The sequence below is a fragment of the Trinickia soli genome (assembly GCF_002879855.1).
Lineage (GTDB): Bacteria > Pseudomonadota > Gammaproteobacteria > Burkholderiales > Burkholderiaceae > Trinickia > Trinickia soli.
The window spans coordinates 1-24,272 of the sequence record NZ_PNYB01000023.1; the positions used below are offsets into that span (position 1 = coordinate 1).

The following is a 24,272-nucleotide window of genomic DNA, read 5'->3' on the forward strand; positions in this document are numbered from 1 at the left end:
CACCTGCATCAGTTGCGCGAACAGTCGCTCGCCGGCTCGGAAATCGTGCGAAAACAGCGCAGCATCCGCATTGAGCACGGCCACCAGCGAAACACGCTGGAAGTCGTGTCCTTTGGCGATCATCTGCGTGCCGACGAGGATATCGACTTCGCCCGCATGCACGTTTGAAAACAGCGTTTGCGCGCTGCCCTTGCGGCGCGTGCTGTCGGCATCGATCCGCAGCACCCGCGCGCCCGGCACGAGGGTGGCCAGCGTCTCTTCGACCCGCTGCGTCCCCCGCCCGAGCGGCGCGATGTCGACGTTGCCGCACTCGGGACATCCACGCGGCACGCGCGCCTCCCAGCCACAGTGATGACAACGCAGCGTGTGCTCGCTCTTGTGCAGAACCACGTAGGCGCTACAGCGCGGGCAACCGGCCACCCAGCCGCAGGCGTCGCACGCGAGCACGGGCGCATAGCCGCGGCGGTTGAGGAACACGAGACTTTGCTCACCGCGCTCGAGCCGCCCTTTCAGCGCCGCGGCGAGCGGCCCGGAGATGCCCTCGACGCTGCTTCGTCCGCGCCGACGCTCCTCTTCCAGGTCGATCAGCCTGACCGTGGGCAACACCGCGGCGGCCACCGCGCGCCGCGCGAGCGCGAGCCGACGATAGCGGCCCTGCTCGGCCTGCCACCAGCTTTCGAGCGAAGGCGTGGCCGAACCGAGCACGACCGCGATGCCGCGCTGCTTCGCTCGCCAGACGGCCAAATCGCGCGCCGAATAGCGCAGCCCCTCTTGCTGCTTGTACGCCGGCTCGTGTTCCTCGTCGACGACGATCAGCGCCAGTTCGGGCAGAGAAGCCAGTACGGCCAGTCGCGTTCCCAGGACGATGCGCGCGCGCCCCGTGTGCGCGGCGAGCCAGCTGCGCACGCGTTCGCCGTCGGCCATGCCGCTGTGCAAGGTGACGATCGCCTCATCTCCGGACAGGTCCGCAAACCGTGCGCGGAACGCCGCCTCGAACTGGGGCGTGAGATTGATTTCCGGGACCAGGACGAGGGCTTGGGCGTGGAGTCGCGCAGCGAAGAGCGCTTCGATCGCACGCAGGTAGACCTCGGTCTTGCCGCTGCCCGTGACGCCATGCAGAAGGAACGGCGAAAACCCCTGCGCCGCGGCGATCGCCTCGACGGCTTCCCTCTGCTCGTCGGTCAGAACAGGGCGTGCCGGGCGCTCGGTCCGGCCATCCGGTTGCGACCCACCGTCGCTCTCGTTGGGCTCCTTGGGCTCGTTGGGCGCGGTGGCCGGGAATGCGCGGGCCTCGCCGGCTGTTTGTGCTTCGAGCCATCCTTCGGCCTCCCACGCGGCCAACGTGGCGGCGGCTTTCGGGTGCAGTAGGCGAGCTTCGGACGCATCGAGCGAGCGTCCTTCGGCAAGTGCGGCCGCGAGCCGTCGCAGCGCCGCGGCACGCGTCGGCAACGCGCCGGGCAATGCGGCCCTGCCGGCGTCCGTCAATCGGAAGCGAGGCGCCTGCGCGAACAGTCGCGGCCATCGGTCGGCGTCGCGCAGCGCTTGCGGCAGGGCAGGCAGCGCGACCTCTCCCAGAGGACGCTGATAGTATTCGGCCGCGAAGGCGACCAGTGCCAGCCACTCGGCCGACAGCGGCGCGCAGCCGCTGCACCACGCCTGCACGTCGCGCACCCGCTCGGCGGCCAGATCGCTGTGAGCGCTCACTTCCACGACCAAACCGACGACGCTGCGCTTGCCGAACGGCACGGCGACGAGGCTGCCGGGCTCAGGCGCCGGCGAAATGTCGCAGCGGTAATCGAAAAGCGTCGGTAGCGGGTGATCGAGTGCGACGCGAACGAACATGGGGTTCATTCGCTACGGCTCCGGGGCGATTTGCCGCGACGGGCATCGCGCCTTATATGCTCTCTGCGTCGAAACAACGCCCCGGACTTAAAGTAAAACATGAGATTCGCCGCTAACCTGTGGATCTCGCTGGACTTTACGGTCCGCACGAAGCCGCCTGTGGATAACTTTGTTGAAAAGTGCACCCCGGAAGTCCAAAAACGGCCGCCGCGCTGGCGTTCTGTGGGAAACCGCACATTTCCCCCGACGGGCGCAAACCCTTGTCGAGCAAGGCCAGGACGGGTGCAGTACATGGTTTGAGGAGCCGCGTCAACTTCTTCCCGCTCTACCGCGGCGCAACGAGAAGAATGTGTATAAGTCAAGACTTGACAAGCGCAAGACGCCCCGGCGATGCCATTTTTCAGCCCGTTCCCGCCCTAGGGCGAGAGCCCAGCCGTGTGCAGTGCAGCATGGCTGGCGGCTCAATGGCCGCTCGATCCAGCCCGTATTGCCCGGCTATGCCGATGGACCTCGTCGACGAGCTCGGCCACGTGCTCGGGCGGCGCGAACTGCGAAATCCCGTGCCCGAGATTGAAGACATGCCCTGGATGGTTGCCGTAGCTGTCGAGCACGGCCCGCGCTTGCTCGCGCACCGCCGCAGGCGGCGCGAACAGCACCGTGGGGTCCAGGTTGCCCTGAAGGGCGACGCGTCCGCCAACGCGCTCGCGCGCGCGGCCAAGGTTGACGGTCCAATCGAGACCGACCGCGTCGACGCCGCAGGCCGCGATCTCGTCGAGCCAGAGCCCGCCCCCTTTGGTGAACGTGATCACGGGCACGCGCGCTCCGTCATGCTCGCGCACGAGGCGCCGGACGACCGATTCGATGTATTGCAATGAAAACCGCTGAAAAATGCCATCGGCGAGGGCGCCGCCCCAGGTGTCGAAGATCATGACCGCCTGCGCCCCGGCTTCAATCTGCGCGTTCAGATAAGCCGCAACGGCCTGCGCGTTGACTTCGAGGATGCGATGCATGAGGTCGGGACGGGCGTAGACCATCGACTTCACGGTGCGGAAATCGTCGGACCCCGCGCCTTCGACCATGTAGCACGCCAATGTCCACGGACTGCCGGAGAAGCCGATCAGCGGCACCTTCTGGCGGCCCTGCGCGTCCGTCAGCGCGCGGCGGATCGAGCGCACGGCATCGGTTACGTAGCCGAGCGTTGCCTCGATATCGGGCACGCGCAGGCGCGCAACGTCCTGCTCCGTACGCACGGGATGCGCGAAGCGCGGCCCTTCCCCGGCGGCAAACGACAATCCGAGCCCCATTGCGTCGGGCACGGTGAGAATGTCCGAGAAAAGGATCGCGGCATCGAGCGGGAAGCGCTCGAGCGGCTGCAGCGTGACTTCGGTGGCGTAATCCGGGTTCTTGGCCAGCCCGAGAAAACTCCCCGCGCGGGCGCGCGTGGCGTTGTACTCGGGCAGGTAGCGACCGGCCTGGCGCATCAGCCAGATCGGCGTGTAATCGGTCGGCTCGCGCAGGAGCGCGCGCAGAAACGTATCGTTGATCAGGGTCGAAGGCACGAGAGCGAGCCGCAAGGGCAAAGCGAATAAGGCCGCCATTTTACCGGACCCGCCGCCCGGGTCGGGCCGCATATCGCGGTTTGTCGTCGCCAAGTGCCTGCGGCATTTTGATACGGCTATTATCCGGCGATACGACCTGCGCGAGAACGGTGCGCGCCAAACACCACGGAGACCTCATGATCATCAAACGCCTCACCCACTTTTTGGTCGGCGCGCTCGCGGTTGCGGCGGCCTGCACGGGCGCCGCATACGCTCAAGCCAGCGGCTCGGGGGTTTCGGGGGGCTCTGGCCCGGCTCCCGTCGCATCGGAATCCCGCCTCGACGCGGTGATCGCAAGGGGCGCGCTGCGGGTCTGCACGACGGGCGACTACAAACCGTATTCGTTTCTGAAGGCCGACGGCACGTTCGAAGGCATCGACATCGACATGGCCGATGCGCTCGCGAAGTCCCTCGGCGTCAAGGCGGACTATGTGAAGACGACATGGTCGCATCTCACGCAGGACTTCGTGGCCAAGTGCGACATCGCTGTCGGCGGCGTGTCGACGACGCTCGAGCGCCAGAAGCACGTGTTCTTCACGCAGCCCTACATGGTCGACGGCAAGGCGCCGATCACACGTTGCGCCGATGCCGCGAAGTACCAGACACTCGAGCAGATCGATCAACCGGACACGCGCGTGATCGTCAATCCGGGCGGCACCAATGAGCGCTTCGCGAAGCAATATCTGACGCACGCGAAGGTCACGGTCTACCCTGACAACGTCACGATCTTCAAACAGATCCTCGCGGGCAAAGCCGACGTCATGGTGACCGACGCATCGGAAACGCTACTCCAGCAAAAGCTCAATCCGGGGCTGTGCTCCGTGCATCCCGACAAGCCGTTCCAGTACGGCGAGAAGGCGTACATGGTGCCGCAAGGCGATGTGACGTTTCAGCAATACGTCGATCAGTGGCTGCACCTTGCGCACGAAACGGGGCAATTCGATGCAATTCGGGACAAGTGGCTCAAGTGAGCCATGGCGCTCGCGCTCCGAGATGGGCTGAACGCGGGAAGTCGCGCGCCCGTGCGCGCGACTTCCCGGTCTTACTCGGGCATGCGCGGCGCCGGCGCATTCGCGCGGTACGTCGCGCCGAACAGTCGTTCGTGCTCAACCTTGACGCAGACGTTCATCGCTACATCAAGCCCGGCTGCCTTGGCACGAGCGGCAGCTTCATCGCTGACGACGCCCACCTGCAGCCAGAGCGATTTCGCGCCGATCGCGATCGCCTGGTCGGCAACGGCGACGGCCTCCTCGGGCCGGCGAAAGACGTCGACCATCTCGATCGCAGCGCCTTCTCGCGCAAGCGCTTCGGCGGCACCCGCGAGCGATGCATAGCAGCGCTCCCCCAACACACCGGCGGTGTCGTTCGCGTAAGCGGGGTTCACAGGCACGATGCGGTACCCGTGCGACTGCATGTACGCCGCGACGGAATGGCTCGGACGGTAGGCGTGGGTGGACAAGCCGACCACAGCGATGATGCGGTCGCGGTCCAGAATGCGCTTGAGTGTCTCGGGCTCGTTCATTGAGTTTCTGCTTCGATTGGTAAAAAGTGTCAGCGCCTGCAATGCTCGGTCGGATTCGCGCAGCGCATGCGAGCAGGACGGCTCATCTTAAGCCGGCAATTCCGCAGACGAAACCCATTTCGCGTGCTTTTTCAAAAATTTGAATCGGGTGGTTTTTTCTCACTATTTCGTTTGTGCCGATATTCGGAAATACTGACTTCATTCGTCTTTAATTTTGGTAAAAAATCCCGCGGCGCCTTATCTGGCGGGCGTTACAACCTGAAACACTTTGTTACCGCGTCCTTTTGTCAATTCGCCCACAATGCCCTTCAACGGTTTCAACACAGGTGTGTTCGGTTTGCGCTCGGGTGGCGCCAGCCGGACGTCGATATCGAGTCCCGTTGGGGGCATCTGTGTTGGAGTCGTTGGCGATGACCTGCGCTGCACGCGCGGTCCATCGACTCCTTCATTGGTCTCCTCGCGCTAACCCCGTAGCGTGTGGTTTTTAGCGGGCTAATAAGCCCGCTTTTTTTTTCGTCGGCCGCAGTTAGTGCTTCAGCACTTACTGTGGCCCCGCACAGAGTGTCGGTCCGGACTTGGCGCTTCAGCGCCTTACTCCGGTCCCGTGCAAAGCCTCCGGTCCCATGCACGTCGCTCATCGCTCACGGCGTGTGGCGCTTGCCCGGATCTAGTTCGTCGATCATCCGCTCCCGCATCACGAACTTCTGCACCTTGCCCGTGACCGTCATCGGCATCTCATCGACGAAGCGGATATAGCGCGGCACCTTGTAGTGCGCGATCTGCCCGCAGCAATATTCCCTGACCTCATCCTCCGTCAAACTCTCCCCTGCACGCACGACGATCCAGGCGCACACTTCCTCTCCGTACTTCTCGTCCGGCACGCCAAACACCTGCACGCTCTGGACCTTGGGATGCCTGAACAAAAACTCTTCCACCTCCCGCGGATAGATGTTTTCGCCCCCACGGATCAGCATGTCCTTCAGCCGCCCAACAATGTTGCAGTAACCATCGGCATCGATCGTCGCCAGATCGCCCGTGCGCATCCAGCCGTCAACGATCGCTTCGCGCGTGCGCGGTTCGTCGTCCCAGTACCCCATCATCACCGAATAGCCGCGCGTCCATAGCTCACCCGTCTGTCCGATCGGCACCGTGTTGCCCATCGCATCGACAACCTTTGCCTCGAGATGCGGTTGAATCCGTCCGACCGTCGACGTGCGCTTGTCGATGGGATCCGTCGTCGAGCTTTGGAACGACACAGGGCTCGTCTCGGTCATGCCGTATGCAATCGTGATCTCCGACTGGTGCATCCGCGAGATGACGCGCTTCATCGTCTCGATCGGGCACGGCGAGCCGGCCATGATGCCCGTGCGCAGACTCGACAGGTCAAAAGACGCGAAGTCGGCATGATCGAGTTCGGCGATGAACATCGTCGGCACACCATGCAACGCCGTACAACGCTCCTCCGCGACCGCGGCCAGTGTCGCCGCGGGCTCGAACGCTTCGCCCGGAAACACCATCTTGGCGCCCGTCGAGACGCTCGCGAGCACCGACAGCACCATGCCGAAGCAGTGATAGAGCGGGACCGGAATGCATAACGCGTCGGCTTCGGTAAAGCGCATCGCCATCGCAATGTAGCGCGCGTTGTTGACGACGTTTCGATGCGTCAGTGTTGCGCCTTTCGGGTTGCCCGTCGTACCGCTCGTGAACTGGATATTGATCGGGTCGCGGGCCGACAACGTGGCGCCGATCGCGTCGAGGTCGATGGCTGGGAGCGCAACGCGACCGGCCTCGATGAGGTCCGAGAACGTCATCATCCCCGGGGTCGCCGTATCGCACATGCGCACGATGGTGCGAAGCGCAGGCAACTTCGCCGCACGCAGCCGCCCCGGCTCGCAATGCGCAAGCTCCGGCGCCAGCGCCTGCAGCATCTCAACATACTTCGACGACTTGAAACTCTCGGCCGTGATGAGCGTGCAGCAACCCGACTTGTTCAGCGCGTATTCGAGCTCGGCGAGCCGATAGGCCGGATTGACGTTGACAAGGATCGCGCCGATGCGGGAAGTGGCAAATTGCGTCAACAGCCATTCCACGCGGTTGGGCGACCAGATCCCGACGCGATCGCCGCGCCCGATGCCAAGCGACGCGAGGCCGGCCGCCAGCACGTCCACTTCATAGGCGAATTCTCGCCAGGTCCAACGGATGCCCTGCTCACGAAAGACGACAGCCGGACGCTCAGGAAAACGCGCCGCGGTGTCGTTCAACAGTTGGCCGATCGTCGCATCGCTGAGCGGCACGTCGGTCGCGCCGCGTACGTACGAGAGGCCGTTGATAGGCGCGATCAGGGCGCCTTCCTGCGGAAGTTGCGTCGCCATCTCGATGTCTCCATGTCATTTGGCATTTTTCGCAAGTGATTCTGCCACCGAGAGACATGTCTCCGCATCAAGTCTTACCCGCAGCATCCGTCCCCATGCAGCGCTCGCAGATCGACTCGCAGAAGAAAAAACGCCGCTCGGGAATAACCGAGCGGCGTTAACAATCCTACGAAACGTCTTTTTCTGCGCGACGATCGCCTTGCACGAAGCAGAGGGCGAACGGGCTATGTGCTTTCGTCAGTGGCTTTGCGAGCGCAGCTTGCGCAAGCGAGCGATGGCGGCGAGCTGAGCCGTGGCATAAGCGAGTTCAGCCTGGGCAGTCGCGTACTCGATGTTCGAGCCCGAGTTCTGCAGTGCTTCTTCCGCGCGCTTACGGGCCTGCTCGGCCTTCGCTTCGTCGAGGTCCTTGCCGCGAATCGCCGTATCGGCGAGTACGGTCACGGCGCCCGGCTGCACTTCGAGAATGCCGCCCGCAACGAACACGAACTCCTCTTCGCCGCTTTCAGCCTCGATGCGAACCGCACCGGGACGAATACGCGTGATGAGCGGCGTATGGCCCGGCAAAATGCCGAGTTCGCCGGCTTCGCCGGGCAGCGCGACAAATTTCGCCTGGCCCGAGAAGATCTGCTCTTCCGCGCTGACGACGTCTACTTTGATGGTTGCCATATCGATTCCTGTCGCTGGTTGAGCGTGATGCGTGTGACGAGCCCGGCAGTCATACGGCCGCCGGGCGCGCTTTCCAAGCGAGCACCCTCACCGTTACTGGATCTTCTTGGCCTTTTCGAAGGCTTCGTCGATCGTGCCGACCATGTAGAACGCCTGCTCGGGCAGATGATCGCACTCACCGTCGACGATCATCTTGAAGCCGCGGATCGTTTCCTTCAGCGGCACGTACTTGCCCGGCGAACCCGTGAACACTTCGGCAACGTGGAACGGCTGCGACAGGAAACGCTGGATCTTACGCGCACGCGCCACCGACAGCTTGTCCTCCGGCGACAGTTCGTCCATGCCCAGAATCGCAATGATGTCGCGCAGTTCCTTGTAGCGCTGCAGCGTTTGCTGCACACGGCGCGTGATCGTGTAGTGCTCTTCGCCGATCACGTTCGGGTCGATCTGACGCGAGGTCGAATCGAGCGGGTCCACCGCGGGGTAGATACCGAGCGAGGCGATGTCACGCGAAAGCACGACCGTTGCGTCCAGGTGGCCGAACGTCGTAGCAGGCGACGGGTCCGTCAAGTCATCGGCAGGCACGTACACGGCCTGCACCGACGTGATCGAGCCCTTCTTCGTCGACGTGATGCGCTCTTGCAGCTTACCCATTTCTTCAGCCAGCGTCGGCTGATAACCCACGGCCGACGGCATCCGGCCGAGCAGTGCCGACACTTCGGTACCGGCCAGCGTGAAACGGTAGATGTTGTCGACGAAGAACAGCACGTCGAGGCCTTCGTCACGGAAGTGCTCGGCCATCGTCAGGCCCGTCAGCGCCACGCGCAGACGGTTGCCCGGCGGCTCGTTCATCTGACCGTATACGAGCGCGACCTTGTCGAGCACGTTCGAGTCCTTCATTTCGTGGTAGAAGTCGTTCCCTTCACGGGTACGCTCACCCACGCCCGCGAACACGGAGTAACCGCCGTGCTCCTTCGCGATGTTGTTGATGAGCTCCATCATGTTCACGGTCTTGCCGACGCCGGCGCCACCGAACAAGCCCACCTTGCCGCCCTTCGCGAACGGGCAGATCAGATCGATAACCTTGATGCCCGTTTCGAGCAGTTCCGTCGACGGCGACAGTTCGTCGAACGCCGGAGCCTTCTGGTGGATCGAGCGCTTCGTCGCGCTTTCGATCGGACCCGCTTCGTCGATCGGACGGCCGAGCACGTCCATGATGCGGCCCAGCGTCGGCTTGCCGACGGGAACGCTGATGGGCAGGCCCGTGTTCTTCACCGTGATGCCGCGGCGCAGACCGTCGGACGCGCCCAGACAGATCGTGCGCACGACGCCGTCGCCCAGCTGCTGCTGAACTTCGAGCGTCAGTTCCGTGCCTTCGAGCACGAGGGCGTCGTAGATCTTCGGCATGTGCTCACGCGGGAATTCCACGTCGATCACCGCGCCGATGCACTGTACGATCTTGCCTTCTACCAAAGCAGTAGTACTCATCGCTTTTCCTTTAGATACTCAATTCTTCACTCGCGCAAACGGCGCAGGGACGGACCAGGCCGACACGCGTCAGACGGCGGCGGCGCCGCCCACGATTTCCGACAGTTCCTTCGTAATCGCGGCCTGGCGGCTCTTGTTGTAGACGAGCTGCAATTCGTTGATCACCGTCTTCGCGTTGTCCGACGCTGCCTTCATCGCCACCATGCGCGCCGATTGCTCGGACGCCATGTTTTCGGCGACGGCTTGATACACGAGCGCCTCGACATAGCGTACGAGCAGTTCGTCGACGACAGTCTGCGCATCGGGCTCGTAGATGTAGTCCCACGAGGCGTTCGGCGTCGTTTCGTCACGTTCGAAATGCTCGGCGGACAGCGGCAGCAGTTGCTCGAGCACGGGCTCTTGCTTCATCGTGTTGATGAAGCGCGTGTACGCGAGATACACGGCCGCAACCTTGCCTTCCGAGTACAGATCGAGCTGCACCTTCACCGCGCCGATCAGCTTTTCCAGGTGCGGCGTATCGCCGAGCTGTGTGACGTGCGAGACCACCTTTGCGCCGAAGCGACTCAAAAAGCCGAAGCCCTTACCGCCGATCGCCGTCGCTTCGATGGTCTGGCCTTTCTCTTCCAGCTCTTTGAACTTCTGCACCGTTGCGCGCAACACGTTCGTGTTCAAACCGCCGCACAATCCCTTGTCGGTTGTGACAAGGATGATGCCGGCCGCTTTCGCGCCTTCGTTCGACACCATGAACGGGTGGCGATACTCGGGGTTGGCGCGGCTCATGTGTGCAGCGATGTCGCGAACCTTGTCGGCGTAAGGACGAGCGGAGCGCATGCGTTCCTGCGCGCGGCGCATCTTCGATGCAGCCACCATCTCCATCGCCTTGGTGATCTTGCGCGTGTTCTGCACGCTCTTGATCTTGCCGCGGATTTCCTTCATTCCCGCCATTGCTTGCTCCTTTGCCGGCCTGAGCTAGCGCTTCAACGCTTACCCAGGCCCCATGCACAGCTGATCGAAGCGGCGCGCTTCGCAACATCCCAGGCGCACCGCTTCAAGGTCGCTATGCCTCGATCAATAAGCACCCGACTTCTTGAAGTCCTTCAGAGCGGCGTGCAGCGCTGCTTCGTCGTCCTTCGACAAGTCCTTCGTGTCTTCGATGCGCTTGACGAGGTCGGCATGGCTCGTCTTCAGGAATTCGCGCGCGCCCTTTTCGAACGGCAGCACGTCCTTCACTTCGAGATCGTCGAGGTAGCCGTTGTTCGCCGCGAACAGCGACATGGCCAACTCCCACACCTGCAGCGGCTGATATTGCGGCTGCTTCAACAGCTCCGTCACACGGCGGCCGCGCTCGAGCTGCTTGCGCGTGGCTTCGTCGAGATCCGATGCGAACTGCGCGAACGCCGCCAGTTCGCGGTACTGCGCGAGGTCGGTACGGATACCGCCCGACAGCTTCTTGATGACCTTCGTTTGAGCCGCGCCACCGACGCGCGACACCGACACGCCCGCGTTGATGGCGGGACGGATACCGGCGTTGAACAAGTCGGTTTCGAGGAAGATCTGGCCATCCGTGATCGAGATCACGTTCGTCGGCACGAATGCCGTCACGTCGCCAGCTTGCGTCTCGATGACGGGCAGCGCGGTGAGCGAACCGCTCTTGCCCTTCACTTCGCCGTTCGTGAACTTCTCGACGTACTCTTCCGAGACGCGAGCCGCACGTTCGAGCAGACGCGAGTGCAGGTAGAACACGTCGCCCGGATACGCTTCGCGGCCCGGCGGGCGGCGCAGCAGCAGCGAGATCTGGCGATAGGCCCAAGCCTGCTTGGTCAAGTCGTCATAAATGATGAGGGCGTCCTGGCCGCGATCGCGGAAGTATTCACCCATCGTGCAACCCGCGTACGGCGCGAGGTATTGCATCGCAGCCGATTCCGAAGCGGACGCCGCCACGACGATCGTGTATTCCATCGCGCCCGATTCTTCGAGCTTGCGCACGACGTTCATGATCGACGAAGCCTTCTGGCCGATCGCGACATAAATACAGAAGAGGTCTTTGCCCTTCTGATTGATGATCGCGTCGACAGCCACGGCCGTCTTACCGCACTGGCGGTCGCCGATGATCAGTTCGCGCTGGCCGCGGCCGATCGGCACCATCGAGTCGATCGACTTCAGACCCGTTTGCACCGGCTGCGACACCGACTTACGCCAAATCACGCCCGGGGCGATCTTCTCGACCGCGTCGGTCATCTTCGCGTTGATCGGGCCTTTGCCGTCGATCGGGTTGCCGAGCGCGTCGACGACGCGACCGATGAGTTCGGGGCCGACCGGCACTTCGAGAATGCGGCCCGTCGTCTTGACGACGTCGCCTTCCGAGATGTGTTCGTATTCACCGAGAATCACGGCGCCGACCGAGTCGCGCTCGAGGTTCAGCGCGAGGCCGAACGTGTTGCCCGGAAATTCGAGCATTTCGCCTTGCATCACGTCCGACAGGCCGTGAATGCGCACGATACCGTCGGTCACGGAGATCACGGTGCCCTGGTTGCGAACGTCGGCGCTCGCTTCAAGGCCCTGGATCCGGCTCTTGATCAGCTCGCTGATCTCAGAGGGATTGAGTTGCATTATTCGCTCCTGATAGTCAATTCTGTTGCGTGCCGTGCGCGTACGCGCCGCTTATGCGGTCAGCGCGGTGCGCATGCCGGCGAGCCGTGCGCGAACCGAGGTGTCGAGCACTTCGTCGCCGACGGTGACGCGCACGCCACCGATCAACGACGCATCGACTTCCACCATCGGTTTGAGCTGACGCCCAAACTTGCGCGTAAGGCTCGAGACGAGATCGGCGAGCTGGGCCTCTTGCAGCGGGAATGCGCTGACGATCAGCGCATCGGCCGCGCCTTCGCGAGCATTTTTCAGTGCTTCAAACTGGACGGCGATTTCGGGCAGCAGCGAGAGACGATGATTGTCGACCAGCATCTGCACGAAGTTCCTGGCTTGCGGCAAGTCTTTCAGCGGTGACTGGACTGCTGCGAGCAGCAGGTCGACGACCTGTGCGTGGCTCACCTTCGGGCTCGAAGCGACCGACATGAGCTCGGGCAGCCGCGCAACCTGTGCCAGCTCCTGCACGAGAGCGGACCAGGCGGCGAGGTCACCGCCTTCGGCGACGCTGAACAGCGCTTCTGCGTACGGGCGGGCGATGGTTGCAAGTTCGGCCATGATCAGAGCTCGGCTTTCAGTTGATTGAGCAGTTCGGCATGCGCCGCCTGATCGATTTCGCGCTTCAGGATCTGTTCGGCGCCCTTGACTGCCAGCGTCGCCACTTCGGCACGCAGCGTTTCGCGAGCCTTCACGACCTGCTGCTCGGCGTCGGCCTTGGCTTGAGCGATGATGCGCGCAGCTTCGGCTTGCGCGTTGGCCTTGATTTCCTCGGCCACGACGAGCGCACGCTTTTCAGCGTCGGCGATCCGTTGTTGACCATCGTTGCGCGCCTTCGCGAGCTCCTGATCGACACGCTTGTGCGCTGCTTCGAGTTCCGTCTTGCCCTTTTCGGCGGCCGCGAGACCGTCGGCGATCTTCTTCGAACGCTCGTCGAGGGCTTTGACCATCGGCGGCCACACGAACTTCATCGTGAACCACGCGAGGATCAGGAACACGACCATTTGCGCAATCAGAGTTGCGTTGAGATTCACGGTGTTTCCTTAATCGTTGCTAATTCGGAAAGTGAAACGGTAAGGCGCTCATCGACATGACGTTCGATCAGCGCCCGAGCCTTCCGTTTCGCCCCTGCGCCGACTGACAAGCCGCGGCGCAAAACTCCGATGAACCTTTAGCCTGCCAACTTCGAGAGCAGCGGGTTCGCGAACGCAAACAGCATTGCCACACCAACGCCGATCAGGAACGCCGCGTCGATCAGACCAGCCAAGAGGAACATCTTGGTTTGCAGCGGGTTCATCAGTTCCGGTTGACGCGCGCAAGCTTCGATGTACTTGCCGCCCATCAGGCCGATACCGATACAGGCGCCGATTGCACCCAGGCCGATGATGATGCCGATACCGATGGCGGTCAGACCTTGGATGTTGGCGATGAAAGCTTGCATGATCACTCCTTTGTAAAAGACTTTTTTGGAACTGGATTTAAAGAAACGGAAAACGAATCTGCTGCAGCGGCGACACGCCCTTCGAAATCAGTGCGAGTCGTGCGCCTGACCGATGTACACGAGCGTCAGCATCATGAAGATGAACGCTTGCAACAGCACGATCAGGATGTGGAAGATCGACCAGACGGTCCCTGCGATCACATGGCCGACAAAGCCGAGCACCGTCGTGTCCGCGCCGAAGGTCCAGAGGCTGCCGAGCAATGCAATGAGCAGGAACAGCAACTCGCCCGCATACATGTTGCCGAACAACCGCAACGCGAGCGAAACCGTCTTGGCGACGAACTCGATGATGTTCAATGCAAGGTTCGGGATCCACAGCAGGGGATGCGCGCCGAACGGAGCGGACAGCAGTTCATGGAGGAAACCGCGCGCGCCCTTGATCTTGAAGTTGTAATAAATCATCAGCACGAACACGCCGAGCGCGATGCCGAACGTGCCGTTCAGATCGGCCGTGGGCACGATGCGGTGGTGCGAGATGACGCCGGACAGCCCCAGCCAGCCGATGACGTGGCCGGGAAGATCGACGGGGATAAAATCGAGCGAGTTCATCAGGGCGACCCAGACGAACACGAACAGTGCGAGCGGCGCGATGAACGTACGATTGCCGTGAATGATGGCCTTCGATTGATCCTCGACCATCTCGACGAGCATTTCGATTGCGCACTGGAAGCGGCTCGGCACGCCCGGCGTTGCATTGCGCGCGGCAATGCGAAGGATGAACACCGTCACGAGACCGCACAGGATCGACCAGAACAACGTGTCGATGTTCAGGACGTGCATGTCGATGATCGACGTCTGGTGCGCTGTGGCGAAGTTTTGCAAGTGGTGCGCGATGTACTCGGACGGATCCAAGTGCGTGCTTTCTGTAGCTGCCATATCGTTTATTGCCACCTAAATTGTCGAAAATCTTTCGATGCCGGCGCGGCGCAGGCCGGTGGGCCGCGTCCCGCGCGAAGGCGGCAGGCACGAGCGCGCCGCGCGCATCGTCGCGCACGCCCCCCCTGCCACCCATCGTCATCCCATTCTCACCGCCAACCGAGCGCCAGCCAGTACGTCTGCAGCGTGACAAGGAAGGTCACGAGCAGCGGCAGCCACCGCACGTCGTGATACCAGACGGCTATCGCGACGAACATCGCGACCGTCAACCCCATCTTGAGCATTTCGCCGATCACCCATGTCAGGATCGACCCGGCGCCGCCCGCTCCTTTCAGACGTGCCGCGAACACTGCGCTCGGCACCCAGCAAACCGCTCCTCCCAACAAGGCCGACAGCGCAGCAGCGCCCGGCGGCTTCGAAAACAGCCACCAAACCAGCGCGACGACGAGGGACAAAACCACTTGCGCCGCCACCACCTTGACCGGCGTGACGCGCGACGGGCGGCTCACATCGGAACCAAAGAGCTTTTCAGCCTCGGCCCGCGTGAGCGGAGCGAAATTCTTGTCTTGCTGCTCGGCATCCCACGCGTCGTCGAACGTTTCCGAACGACCGACGGCGCGAGCGGAAGAAGGATCATGTCGCGCGCGTTCGTCGTGCCTTGTGCCCGGCTCTCGATCCGCCATCGCTCTGCCCTGCAAATTCCTGTTTCCGACCCGCAGCTTTCGTCGCGCTTACGGGGCTGCCTAGCTAATAAATCCGGGCGATTGTAAGCGATAGTTGCAGGTGATTCAAGACTTTAGCCGCGACAAAAAACAGCTTCGAAGCGACGCGCAAGGCGGCCGCGCGAGGCCGCTTCTGACTAAAACGAAAGGCGCCGCGTGAGTTTTGCACAGCCTGCAGGCTGCGCCATCGCCGCCGCCCGGGCACGCGTTCGCATTCTCAGAGATGCTGCAGCAGCCACGCGCCGAGGATACCCGCAACAAACCAGAACGGGATCGAGGCGAGATGAAACGACAACCACACGCCACGCTGCTTCGCAAGCCGCACTGCGATGAGGTTCGCGAGCGAACCAATGGCGAGGCCGAAACCGCCGACGCTGACGCCGAATGCGAGCGCACGCCAGTCCTTCGTGAATTCGGCCAACATGATCGCGGCCGGCACATTGCTGATGCCCTGCGACAAGATGGCGCCTGCGACATAAGCGCGCAGTGGTGTCTGCAAGTGCAGATGCGCAACGGTTTCGTGAACCGCGGGCAGTGCAGCCACACTCCGCAGCACGATGAACATCAGCACGAAAATCAGCAGCAACGCCCAATCGATTTTGAGGACGGCGTCGCGTCGCCACCATAGAAAGCCGCCCGCCACACCGATCAAGCCGATGCCTGCGTGGTGGGAGTCGGCCAACAGGACGAACGAGGCGAACAGCACGGCCGCCACGCTCGCGTAGGCGCGATCGACGGGGATCGCGTCTGCATCGCGCGACAGATCAAGCGGCTTCGCCTTGAAAGCGAAGGCGGCCATCACGTAGAGCATCGCCATCAAGGTCGCGCAAAGGGGCGCCAGCGCCGCAACGAAGCGACCGAACGATATGGCTCCGACCTGCCAGAGGAAGAGGTTCTGCGGGTTGCCCAGCGGCGTCAGGATCGAGCCGGCATTGACGGCTAACGCCAGGAAGATCGTGAGCCGTTTGACCGGCAGCGGCGTCAGCGCATGTAGCGATAGGACGAGCGGCACAACGACGAACAACGCGACGTCGTTCGTGACGAGCATCGACAGTCCGGCAGCGAGGCCGATCAACAAACAAGCAAGCGCGCGTTCGGACCGGACGTGATGCACGACCCGATGCGCAAGCCACATCAGCAGGCCCGACAATTCGATCGCCTTCGTCAACATCAAGAGCCCGGCCAGCGTCATCACAGTCGGCCAGTCGACGAGCCGCGGCAACGCGAGCCATGGCTGCGGCCGAATGGATTGCACCACAGCGAGCACGACGACGAGAATCGAAAGTACGGGTTCCTTCAAGGCAACTGAAATCAGCTTGCGCAGCCCATTCGGGCTTGCAACGCGCGCTTCGTCGGCGTTCGGCATGGACAGGTGTGGCGAGAGGAGCAACGAAAATAGACAAGCGATAGCCGGAACGCCGCCAAAAACGATGGCAGCGCTCAGGCTGGCGCAGCGCTCAAGCAGCGCCTCGCGGTTCGGGCGTCAGGCGGCCGCCGCCCCACCACGCAACCGGACCAGAATGCCGTCGAGCGCATCGAGATCGCCGAAGTCGATTTGCAACTGACCGCGCCCGCGCCGACCGAGCTTGATCTTGACGGCCGCCGCCAGCAGGTCCGACAGTTCTTCTTCGAGGCGGCGCGTATCGCGACCGCCGTCCTGATTCGCGCGCGCCTTCACCGAGGGCTCGGCTTTCGTCGTGGCAGTCACGAGACGTTCGGTCTCGCGCACCGACATGCGCTTGTTGACGACCTGATTGGCGAGCGTGATCTGCGTTGCCGGATCGACAGCCAACAATGCGCGCGCGTGCCCCATGTCCAGATCGCCGGCAAGCAACATCGTCTGCACAGGCTGCGCGAGATTGAGGAGCCGCAGAAGATTCGAGACGGCGCTGCGCGAGCGCCCCACCGATTCTGCCGCCTGTTCGTGCGTGAAACGAAACTCGTCGAGCAGACGTTGGATACCCTGCGCTTCTTCGAGGGGATTCAGGTCTTCGCGCTGAATGTTCTCGATGAGGGCCATCGCGGCCGCAGCCTGATCGGGCACATCCTTGACCAGCACCGGCACTTCTTCGAGACCGGCAATGTGTGCTGCACGAAAACGCCGCTCGCCCGCAATGATCTCGTACTTCTCTTCGGACACGGCGCGCACGAGGATCGGCTGCATGACGCCTTGCGCACGAATGCTCGCAGCGAGCTCTTGCAGGCTGCCTTCGTCCATGCGCGTACGCGGCTGATACTTGCCCGCTTGCAGCTTGCGAAGCGGCAAAACGTTCGGCTGCGCCTCGCTGCGTACGGCCGTCGTAATGTCGGGGTTGCCACCCAACAGCGCCTCGAGCCCACGCCCCAATCCCTTCTTCTTCGCTACGGCATTCATTGCATTTCCTCGGTCCGCTTTGCTGATTCGCTGCGCCATGATCAGAGCGCACGCACGCGTTCAATCATTTCCGCGCCAAACTGCACGTAAGCCTGCGCGCCGCGCGAGGCGCGGTCGAATACGACGCCCGGCAAACCGTAGCTCGGCGCCTCGGCCAAGCGCACATTGCGCGGGATCACAGCGTCGAACACCTTGTCGCCGAAGTGTTCTTTGAGCTGATCCGACACCTGCTGCTGCAACGTAATACGTGGATCGAACATGACACGCAGCAAGCCGATGACCTTCAGATCGCGATTGAGGTTCGCGTGAACCTGCTTGATCGTATTGACGAGGTCGGACAACCCTTCAAGCGCGAAGTACTCGCACTGCATCGGAATGACGACGCCATGGGCCGCGCACAGGCCGTTCAGCGTCAGCAGCGACAGCGCGGGCGGACAGTCGATCAATACGAAGTCGTAATCGTCTTCGACATGTGCCAACGCTGCTTTCAATTGCCTTTCGCGATTGTGGACGTTGACGAGCTCGATTTCCGCGCCCGCCAGCTCGCGATTGGCCGGCAGCACGTCATAGGAGACCGCCTCGGACTTCACGCGCGCGTCTGCAACGGAAACACCATCGACGAGCACCTCGTAGACCGTGTTTTCACACTCGGCCTTGTTGATGCCGCTGCCCATCGTCGCGTTTCCCTGCGGATCGAGATCGATCAGCAGAACGCGCTGCCCCTGCGATGCAAGACTGGCGGCGAGATTGACCGTCGTCGTCGTTTTGCCGACACCGCCCTTTTGATTCGCCACGCAGAAGATTTTTGCCATCGTTCGAAAGATCCTCGTTACCGCATTGAATGCTGTAAATGCCTTTTGAAAGCCTTGAATGTCCTGAAGCGTCTCTAGGCAGACGTGGTGTCGTCGAGCACCACTTCGACCAGATGCCGCTCGGCTTCGAGTGACGGCACCTGCAGGCGTATGACGTCGACGACGCGCGCCCCAGCCGGCAACCGCCCGATCTCGGCGTCGGGCCGAACGCCTTTCATCGCCCAAATTGCTCCACGCTCGCTAACCAAGTGCCGCGCAAGTGTAACGAAATCGGCGAGCTCTGCGAATGCGCGCGAGACAATTGCGTCGAATTTTCCCGGCACCTCGATGCCTGGACGAAGATTTTCTACCCGGCCCGTGACGACGGACAGATTGTCCAGCTTGAGTTCGGCCTTCACTTGCGCCTGGAAGGCGGTCTTCTTTTGAACGATGTCGTTCAGCGTCACACTGCGCTCTGGCAACGCAATCGCGAGGACAATGCCGGGCAGTCCGCCGCCCGAACCGACATCGAGGATCGAACGCCCTTCGCGCGCGGCGATATGCGGCACGATCGAAAGCGAATCGAGAATGTGGTGGGTCACCATCTGCCGCGGATCGCGAATGGCCGTCAGGTTGTACACGGCATTCCACTTGGCTAGCAACGCGACATAGTCGGCCAGCTGCTCGAACTGCTCGTCAGCCAGCGGCACGTTGAGCTCTTTTGCCCCTGCACGCAAAAGGTCGAGCCAGGAGGTCCGGTCGTTCGAAGATGCGCCTTTGGCGCGCGAGGCCGTCATCGAGCAGCCGGGGCTGGGCCAACCCCGCTTCCGCCTGCCTGATCCGATTCAGCGCTAACCGCCGGGGCTCGTCGCCCTAAGCCTTTCTTCAGGTGGACCATCAACAGCGAGATCGTCGCGGGCGTGATGCCTGAAATCCGCGAAGCCTGCCCGATCGTCTCGGGCCGGAATTGATTGAGCTTTTGCCGCGCCTCGAACGACAACCCGCGCACCGCGGCGTAGTCGATGCCCTCAGGCAATCGTGTGCTTTCGTTCGCCTCGTTGCGCTCGATTTCGTCGGCTTGACGTTCGATGTACCCCTGGTACTTCACGCCGATCTCGATTTGCTCCTTGATCTGATCGAGCAAGACAGGATCGTCGGCCAGGGCGGCTTCCGGGCCGCATGTCCCGTCGCGCAAACCGCAGATGCCTTCGTAGGTCACACCGGGACGTCGCAGCAAATCGGCCAAGCTGTATTCGTGGTCGATCGGCTTTCCAAGCAACGCAGTCGCTTCCTCGGCGGAAAGCGTCTTAGGATTGACCCACGTCGCGCGCAGCCGCTCTGTTTCACGTGAAACAGCATCGCGCTTCCTGCAGAACGCATCCCAGCGAGCGTCGTCGACAACGCCGAGCTCGCGACCGATCTCCGTTAGTCGCATATCGGCATTGTCTTCACGAAGGCTCAGACGATACTCAGCGCGGCTCGTAAACATGCGGTACGGCTCAGATACGCCTCGCGTCACGAGGTCGTCGACGAGCACGCCCAGGTACGCTTGGTCGCGACGTGGACACCACGCCTCCTTTTCCTGCACCTGAAGGCCGGCGTTAATGCCTGCGAGCAGACCCTGCGCCGCAGCCTCCTCGTAGCCCGTCGTCCCGTTGATCTGGCCCGCGAAGAAAAGCCCGCGAATGACTTTGGTTTCGAGCGAGGCCTTCAATCCGCGCGGATCGAAGTAATCGTATTCGATCGCATAGCCGGGGCGCAGAATGTGCGCATCCTCAAGCCCGTGCATCGAATGAACGAGATCCAGCTGGACGTCGAACGGCAAGCTTGTCGAGATCCCGTTCGGGTAGAACTCGTTGGTCGTCAACCCTTCGGGCTCGAGGAAAATCTGATGCGACGTCTTCGACGCGAACCGGTGAATCTTGTCTTCGATCGACGGGCAATAGCGCGGCCCCACCCCTTCGATGACACCCGTGTACATCGGCGACCGGTCGAGCCCGCTTCGAATGATGTCGTGCGTGCGCTCGTTCGTATGCGTCACCCAGCAGGGCACTTGCTGCGGATGTTGCTCCACTCGCCCGAGAAACGAGAAAACAGGGACCGGATCGAGGTCGCCCGGCTGCTCTTCAAGCTTCGAGAAATCGATCGTGCGCCCGTCGATACGCGGAGGCGTACCCGTCTTGAGCCGCCCTTGCGGCAGCTTCAGCTCTTTCAATCGGGACGATAGCGACACGGCCGCAGGGTCGCCGGCGCGCCCGCCCGTGTAGTTATTGAGGCCGACGTGGATCTTGCCATCGAGGAATGTGCCAGCCGTCAGCACGACCGCACGCGCGCGAAACCGAACGCCAACCTGCGTCACGGCCCCGACGACGCGATCGCCTTCGACAATCAGATCCTCGACCGCTTGCTGGAAAAGGCTCAGATTCGGTTGATTCTCGAGGCGATGACGGATCGCCGCCTTATAGAGAATCCGATCGGCTTGGGCGCGCGTCGCCCGGACTGCCGGCCCCTTCGACGAGTTCAGAATCCGAAACTGGATGCCGCCTTCATCGGTCGCGGCAGCCATGGCACCGCCAAGCGCATCGACCTCCTTCACCAGATGGCCCTTGCCGATGCCGCCGATCGACGGATTGCAGCTCATCTGGCCGAGGGTTTCGATGTTGTGGGTCAACAGCAGCGTCTTGGCGCCCATTCGGGCCGATGCCAATGCGGCTTCTGTGCCGGCGTGACCACCGCCGACGACGATAACGTCAAATTCTTTGGGATAAAGCATTGGGAGATCCCGCGCGACGAGAAGCGCGCGGGCCTTTCGGGAAAAAGTATGCGCGAATTATAGCGGGGATCGCGGTTCAGACGGCCTAGCTAAATGGTAGGGTCTGTTCACATCGCGTCGAACGGGGCGAACGTCCTGCCGGAACGGCGAAGTGCCAGGAGTGAGGAGGCACAGTCTAGCCGCCGCTAACCGCTGTTGCCACGACGAACCTACCTGCCCCGGACAAGCCAAAATCCCCTGACGATAAAGCACGTTGGTTAGACCTGGAGTGGGTGTAACCGGGCATCGTGTTGTGTTTCACGTGGAACATCGGCCTCCTTCATGCTCCTTTCGCCCGCAGAGACGGTTGCCACCTCCGGTTTTCCATAGAACTCGCCCCGCGCTCCCATGCAGTCATGCATCGACCAGCGCCAGATGGACGCGGCATGAATTTCATTTCATAGGGAGAGGAACAGGGAGGCGGGGGGACAGCGGCGCGGCCGCTATCGGCCGGGCCGAATCTCAAACAGCGAACGGCGCCGCCGGTGCCCCAAGCCCGTCGCGGCACATGGATGACCTTCAGGCCGTTTTTTTCGCCAGACCCAAGTATGTCTCGATGACACGCGGGTTCTGCGCCAACGACTGCGCCTCGCCCTCCAGCGCGAGCTCGCCTGTCTCCAACACATAACCGTAATCGGAGATCTGCAGCGCCGCGCGTGCGTTCTGCTCGATCAGCAGCGTGGCGACGCCCGTGCTGCGCAGCGCGGAGATGATGTGGAAGATCTCTTTGACGATCAGCGGTGCAAGGCCCAGGCTCGGCTCATCGAGCATCAGCAGGTCTGGTTTGCCCATCAGCGCCCTGCCCAGCGCGAGCATCTGCCGCTCGCCGCCCGAGAGCGTTCCGGCCGCCTGCTTACGCCGCTCCTTGAGCCGGGGAAATCGCTCAAAAACCGGATCGAGCTGATCGAGGTAGTCGCGCTCACCTGCCCGCTTACGTCGGTAAGCACCGAGCACGAGGTTATCCTCGACCGACATCGTGGCAAACAGCTCACGCTTCTCGGGGACAAGGCACATGCCTCGGGCGACGCGATTTTCCACGGGCAACGCGCCCACCTCTTCGCCTCGATACCGGACATCGCCCTTCGCGTGACCGATCGCTGGCAGCGCCCCCATCACCGCCCCAAGCAGCGTCGACTTACCGGCGCCGTTCGGCCCGATGACGCTCACGATCTGCCCGGGCCGAACGTCGATCGATACCTGATGCAGCGCCTCGACCTTCCCGTACCGTACCGAAAGCCCCGAGACGGACAAAATCGGCGTAGCCGTCGTTTCGTTCATGTTCACTCCACCCCGCCGAGATAGGCCTCGACCACAGCCGGATCGTTTTGCACTTCTTCCGGCAGCCCTTGGGCGATGCGTGTGCCGAATTCCATGACGACGAGACGATCGGCAAGATTCATCACGAAATCCATGTCGTGCTCGACGAGGAGCACGCTCATGCCGTCCGCCTGGAGCTTGCGCAGCAGATCCGCCAGTTGTTGCTTTTCCCGATACCGCAGCCCCGCAGCCGGTTCGTCGAGCAACAGCAGCGTCGGGTCGCAGCAAAGCGCCCGCGCGATCTCCATGATCCGCTGCTGTCCGAGCGCGAGGCTGCCCGCCTCGTCGTACATATGTTGCTCGAGCCCGACTCGACGAATCTGCTCGGCCGCATCGAACATCAAGCGTGCTTCCTCGGCTGCATTGAGCCGTGCAACGCTGCGCCAGACCCCGTTCGAGCCGCGCAGATGCGCACCGATGGCGACGTTCTCGAGCACCGTCATACTCGGCAACAGCTTGACGTGCTGGAAGGTACGGCCGATGCCACGCTTGACGATTTCACGTGAACTGAGTGCGTCGATGCGCTCGCCGCGGAAATGGATGCGACCACGCGTCGCCTGCAGCACGCCCGTGACGAGGTTGAACGTGGTCGACTTGCCAGCTCCGTTCGGCCCGATCAACGCCACTATCTGCCCCGCGTTGACCTCGAAGCTGACATCGTTGACGGCTACGAGCCCGCCGAACTGCTTGCGCACACCATCGACGACAAGCAGCGCTTCACCCGCAGCCGGCTTCGCACGCCGTGGCAACGGCTCGGCCTGCTCCGGGGCTTGCACGTGCGGACCGCGCGGAAACCAGCGAGCGACGAACGGCCAGACGCCACGCCGCGCATACTGCAGCAGCGCGACCATGAGAATGCCGAAGACAATGATTTCGAAGTTGCCGCTCTCGCCGAGTAGCATCGGCAGCAGCGACTGCAAATAATCCTGCACGATGGTGAGGATCGCCGCGCCGAGAATCGCACCCCAGACATGCCCGACGCCACCGACCACGGCCATGAACAAGTACTCGATCCCGTGGTTCAGTCCGAAAGGCGTCGGATTGACGGCGCGTTGCAGGTGCGCGTACAGAAACCCCGAGATGGCTGCCAGCACGGCTGCGTAGACGAAAATGACGACGCGCATCCAGGCCGTATTGACGCCCATCGCCTCGGCCATCACGCTGGCGCCACGCAGCGAACGGATCGCACGTCCGGGACGACTATTAAGCAGATTCTGAATTGAAACGACGGCGACGAGCACGACGATCCAGATCAGGTAATAGATGCTGCGCCCTGATTGGAGCGAAATGCCGAGCACGCTCAGCGCCGGTATCCCGTTGATGCCATCGTATTTCCCGAGCGCTTCGAGGTTGCCGAAGAGGTAATACAGCGACAGTCCCCAGGCGATTGTCCCAAGCGGTAGGAAGTGCCCTGACAAACGCATCGTGACCGCGCCGATGACGAGCGCAACCAGTACCGTCAACGCAATGCCGACCAACAGCGCGAGCCACGGCGAAAGACCGAACTGCGTCGTCAGATAGGCCGTCGCATAGGCGCCGACCCCGACGAACGCGGCCTGTCCGAAACTCGTCATGCCACCGACGCCCGTGAGCAGCACCAGCCCCAGCGCAACAATCGAATACAGGCCGATGTAGTTGAGCAGCGTGATCCAGTACTCGGACACGTGCAGCGGATGCGGCAACACGGGCAGCACAAACAGGACGATAAGAAAACACCACAGCGGCTTCATCAAAGAGAGTCGACGCTTCAT

At 62.4% G+C, this 24,272-nt stretch carries 21 protein-coding genes; 1 reads left to right on the plus strand and 20 read right to left on the minus strand.

The window, feature by feature from the left end; genetic code table 11:
- Window positions 1-1,851, minus strand: a 1,851-nt coding sequence (locus C0Z19_RS21945; RefSeq protein WP_102611952.1) for a primosomal protein N', incomplete at its 3' end; no start/stop codon positions are given.
- Window positions 1,852-2,303: 452 nt separating this feature from the next.
- The gene (gene hemE, locus C0Z19_RS21950) at window positions 2,304-3,401 is read right to left on the minus strand and encodes a uroporphyrinogen decarboxylase (protein WP_102612019.1); all 1,098 of its coding nucleotides are present in this window, start codon (window positions 3,399-3,401) and stop codon (window positions 2,304-2,306) included.
- Between the two features lie 176 nt (window positions 3,402-3,577).
- Here hemE and C0Z19_RS21955 point away from each other — a divergent pair, with 176 nt between their 5' ends.
- The gene (locus C0Z19_RS21955; protein WP_102611953.1) at window positions 3,578-4,411 is read left to right on the plus strand and encodes a transporter substrate-binding domain-containing protein; all 834 of its coding nucleotides are present in this window, start codon (window positions 3,578-3,580) and stop codon (window positions 4,409-4,411) included.
- A gap of 71 nt (window positions 4,412-4,482) precedes the next feature.
- Here C0Z19_RS21955 and C0Z19_RS21960 read toward each other — a convergent pair whose 3' ends face one another.
- The 18 genes from C0Z19_RS21960 to C0Z19_RS22055 form a co-directional block, all read right to left on the minus strand.
- Window positions 4,483-4,962, minus strand: a complete 480-nt coding sequence (locus C0Z19_RS21960; RefSeq protein WP_102611954.1) for a CoA-binding protein — start codon at window positions 4,960-4,962, stop codon at window positions 4,483-4,485.
- 641 nt (window positions 4,963-5,603) lie between these two features.
- On the minus strand, window positions 5,604-7,334 hold the full coding sequence (locus C0Z19_RS21975) for an AMP-binding protein (protein ID WP_102611957.1): 1,731 nt from the start codon (window positions 7,332-7,334) through the stop codon (window positions 5,604-5,606).
- A gap of 237 nt (window positions 7,335-7,571) precedes the next feature.
- Window positions 7,572-8,000: a F0F1 ATP synthase subunit epsilon gene (locus C0Z19_RS21980; RefSeq protein WP_102611958.1), complete on the minus strand. Its 429-nt coding sequence runs from the start codon at window positions 7,998-8,000 to the stop codon at window positions 7,572-7,574.
- 93 nt (window positions 8,001-8,093) lie between these two features.
- The gene (atpD, locus tag C0Z19_RS21985) at window positions 8,094-9,488 is read right to left on the minus strand and encodes a F0F1 ATP synthase subunit beta (protein WP_102611959.1); all 1,395 of its coding nucleotides are present in this window, start codon (window positions 9,486-9,488) and stop codon (window positions 8,094-8,096) included.
- 69 nt (window positions 9,489-9,557) lie between these two features.
- On the minus strand, window positions 9,558-10,433 hold the full coding sequence (atpG, locus tag C0Z19_RS21990) for a F0F1 ATP synthase subunit gamma (protein WP_102611960.1): 876 nt from the start codon (window positions 10,431-10,433) through the stop codon (window positions 9,558-9,560).
- A gap of 123 nt (window positions 10,434-10,556) precedes the next feature.
- The gene (gene atpA / locus C0Z19_RS21995; protein WP_102611961.1) at window positions 10,557-12,098 is read right to left on the minus strand and encodes a F0F1 ATP synthase subunit alpha; all 1,542 of its coding nucleotides are present in this window, start codon (window positions 12,096-12,098) and stop codon (window positions 10,557-10,559) included.
- Window positions 12,099-12,149: 51 nt separating this feature from the next.
- Window positions 12,150-12,689: a F0F1 ATP synthase subunit delta gene (locus C0Z19_RS22000; protein ID WP_102611962.1), complete on the minus strand. Its 540-nt coding sequence runs from the start codon at window positions 12,687-12,689 to the stop codon at window positions 12,150-12,152.
- A gap of 2 nt (window positions 12,690-12,691) precedes the next feature.
- A complete protein-coding gene (locus tag C0Z19_RS22005; RefSeq protein ID WP_102611963.1) occupies window positions 12,692-13,162 on the minus strand; it encodes a F0F1 ATP synthase subunit B in 471 nt (156 codons plus the stop codon).
- Between the two features lie 137 nt (window positions 13,163-13,299).
- Window positions 13,300-13,569: a F0F1 ATP synthase subunit C gene (gene atpE, locus C0Z19_RS22010; RefSeq protein ID WP_007180033.1), complete on the minus strand. Its 270-nt coding sequence runs from the start codon at window positions 13,567-13,569 to the stop codon at window positions 13,300-13,302.
- An 87-nt stretch (window positions 13,570-13,656) separates the two neighbouring features.
- Window positions 13,657-14,505: a F0F1 ATP synthase subunit A gene (gene atpB, locus C0Z19_RS22015; protein WP_102611964.1), complete on the minus strand. Its 849-nt coding sequence runs from the start codon at window positions 14,503-14,505 to the stop codon at window positions 13,657-13,659.
- Window positions 14,506-14,654: 149 nt separating this feature from the next.
- Window positions 14,655-15,188 carry an ATP synthase subunit I gene (locus tag C0Z19_RS22020; RefSeq protein WP_102611965.1) on the minus strand — a complete coding sequence of 178 codons (534 nt, stop codon included), beginning with the start codon at window positions 15,186-15,188 and terminating at the stop codon, window positions 14,655-14,657.
- 256 nt (window positions 15,189-15,444) lie between these two features.
- Window positions 15,445-16,593 carry an SLC13 family permease gene (locus C0Z19_RS22025; RefSeq protein ID WP_102611966.1) on the minus strand — a complete coding sequence of 383 codons (1,149 nt, stop codon included), beginning with the start codon at window positions 16,591-16,593 and terminating at the stop codon, window positions 15,445-15,447.
- Between the two features lie 117 nt (window positions 16,594-16,710).
- The gene (locus C0Z19_RS22030; protein WP_102612020.1) at window positions 16,711-17,601 is read right to left on the minus strand and encodes a ParB/RepB/Spo0J family partition protein; all 891 of its coding nucleotides are present in this window, start codon (window positions 17,599-17,601) and stop codon (window positions 16,711-16,713) included.
- A gap of 41 nt (window positions 17,602-17,642) precedes the next feature.
- Window positions 17,643-18,413: a ParA family protein gene (locus tag C0Z19_RS22035; RefSeq protein WP_102611967.1), complete on the minus strand. Its 771-nt coding sequence runs from the start codon at window positions 18,411-18,413 to the stop codon at window positions 17,643-17,645.
- A 74-nt stretch (window positions 18,414-18,487) separates the two neighbouring features.
- Window positions 18,488-19,189 carry a 16S rRNA (guanine(527)-N(7))-methyltransferase RsmG gene (gene rsmG, locus C0Z19_RS22040; protein WP_102611968.1) on the minus strand — a complete coding sequence of 234 codons (702 nt, stop codon included), beginning with the start codon at window positions 19,187-19,189 and terminating at the stop codon, window positions 18,488-18,490.
- A complete protein-coding gene (mnmG, locus tag C0Z19_RS22045; protein WP_102611969.1) occupies window positions 19,186-21,165 on the minus strand; it encodes a tRNA uridine-5-carboxymethylaminomethyl(34) synthesis enzyme MnmG in 1,980 nt (659 codons plus the stop codon). The genes rsmG and mnmG overlap by 4 nt, the downstream gene beginning before the upstream one ends.
- A 558-nt stretch (window positions 21,166-21,723) precedes the next feature.
- Complete coding sequence (locus tag C0Z19_RS22050) at window positions 21,724-22,482, minus strand: ABC transporter ATP-binding protein (protein WP_102611970.1); 759 nt, start codon at window positions 22,480-22,482, stop codon at window positions 21,724-21,726.
- A gap of 2 nt (window positions 22,483-22,484) precedes the next feature.
- Window positions 22,485-24,272 carry a branched-chain amino acid ABC transporter ATP-binding protein/permease gene (locus tag C0Z19_RS22055; RefSeq protein ID WP_425330299.1) on the minus strand — a complete coding sequence of 596 codons (1,788 nt, stop codon included), beginning with the start codon at window positions 24,270-24,272 and terminating at the stop codon, window positions 22,485-22,487.

Coding starts and splice junctions, on each gene's coding strand:
- C0Z19_RS21955 (WP_102611953.1), top strand. CDS start 3,578: ATGATCATCAAACGCCTCACCCACTTTTTGGTCGGCGCGCTCGCGGTT.
- C0Z19_RS21960 (WP_102611954.1), bottom strand. CDS start 4,962: ATGAACGAGCCCGAGACACTCAAGCGCATTCTGGACCGCGACCGCATC.
- C0Z19_RS21975 (WP_102611957.1), bottom strand. CDS start 7,334: ATGGCGACGCAACTTCCGCAGGAAGGCGCCCTGATCGCGCCTATCAAC.
- C0Z19_RS21980 (WP_102611958.1), bottom strand. CDS start 8,000: ATGGCAACCATCAAAGTAGACGTCGTCAGCGCGGAAGAGCAGATCTTC.
- atpD (WP_102611959.1), bottom strand. CDS start 9,488: ATGAGTACTACTGCTTTGGTAGAAGGCAAGATCGTACAGTGCATCGGC.
- atpG (WP_102611960.1), bottom strand. CDS start 10,433: ATGGCGGGAATGAAGGAAATCCGCGGCAAGATCAAGAGCGTGCAGAAC.
- atpA (WP_102611961.1), bottom strand. CDS start 12,098: ATGCAACTCAATCCCTCTGAGATCAGCGAGCTGATCAAGAGCCGGATC.
- C0Z19_RS22000 (WP_102611962.1), bottom strand. CDS start 12,689: ATGGCCGAACTTGCAACCATCGCCCGCCCGTACGCAGAAGCGCTGTTC.
- atpE (WP_007180033.1), bottom strand. CDS start 13,569: ATGCAAGCTTTCATCGCCAACATCCAAGGTCTGACCGCCATCGGTATC.
- atpB (WP_102611964.1), bottom strand. CDS start 14,505: ATGGCAGCTACAGAAAGCACGCACTTGGATCCGTCCGAGTACATCGCG.
- C0Z19_RS22020 (WP_102611965.1), bottom strand. CDS start 15,188: ATGGCGGATCGAGAGCCGGGCACAAGGCACGACGAACGCGCGCGACAT.
- C0Z19_RS22025 (WP_102611966.1), bottom strand. CDS start 16,593: ATGCCGAACGCCGACGAAGCGCGCGTTGCAAGCCCGAATGGGCTGCGC.
- C0Z19_RS22030 (WP_102612020.1), bottom strand. CDS start 17,601: ATGAATGCCGTAGCGAAGAAGAAGGGATTGGGGCGTGGGCTCGAGGCG.
- C0Z19_RS22035 (WP_102611967.1), bottom strand. CDS start 18,413: ATGGCAAAAATCTTCTGCGTGGCGAATCAAAAGGGCGGTGTCGGCAAA.
- rsmG (WP_102611968.1), bottom strand. CDS start 19,189: ATGACGGCCTCGCGCGCCAAAGGCGCATCTTCGAACGACCGGACCTCC.
- mnmG (WP_102611969.1), bottom strand. CDS start 21,165: ATGCTTTATCCCAAAGAATTTGACGTTATCGTCGTCGGCGGTGGTCAC.
- C0Z19_RS22050 (WP_102611970.1), bottom strand. CDS start 22,482: ATGAACGAAACGACGGCTACGCCGATTTTGTCCGTCTCGGGGCTTTCG.
- C0Z19_RS22055 (WP_425330299.1), bottom strand. CDS start 24,272: ATGAAGCGTCGACTCTCTTTGATGAAGCCGCTGTGGTGTTTTCTTATC.